Here is a 633-nt window from a genome sequence, read left to right on the forward strand (position 1 = left end):
GTTTTGGATGGAAGAGATCGGAGTGGATGGATTCCGCCTTGATTATGCCAAAGGACCAAGCCAAAGTTTCTGGGTAGACTTCCGCCACAAAGTGAAGGAAATTGATTCAGACGCTTTCATTTTTGGAGAAGTGTGGGATAACTTAGAAACGATTACTTCATATTCGGGCAAATTGGATGGAGCGATCGACTTTCCAACCCAGTCAGCCATTTATGATGCGTTCATCAATGATTCCAGTATGAATAAGCTAGCTGACTCTTTAACGACAATCAATGAAGCTTATCACGAGGAGTTTGTCCCGGCTACCTTCCTGGACAGCCATGATATGCCTCGCTTTCTATATGAAGCCGATGGAGATACAGAAACGTTGAAAATGGCTGCATCGCTTCAATTCGCCTTACCTGGGGCACCAATTATTTACTACGGTGACGAAGTCGGTTTATCTCAAAGCAGGAACCATGAAGAAGTAAAAGAATGGAAGGACCGTTATTACAGGGAAATGATGATTTGGGATAAATCAGAACAAAATCTGGAACTGAAAGCTTATTATGAAAAACTTATTGAAATGAGAAAAAACCACCAGGCACTCACACATGGGGACTTCAATGCCATTTACTCTGATGATGATGTGAT

1 protein-coding gene is annotated in these 633 nt (G+C 42.0%); it reads left to right on the forward strand.

The features are described 5' to 3' along the window. A partial coding sequence (locus LD39_RS20755; RefSeq protein WP_035553268.1) for an alpha-amylase family glycosyl hydrolase occupies positions 1-633 on the forward strand: 633 nt, incomplete at both ends.

The organism is Halobacillus sp. BBL2006 (assembly GCF_000786645.1).
Lineage (GTDB): Bacteria > Bacillota > Bacilli > Bacillales > Halobacillaceae > Halobacillus.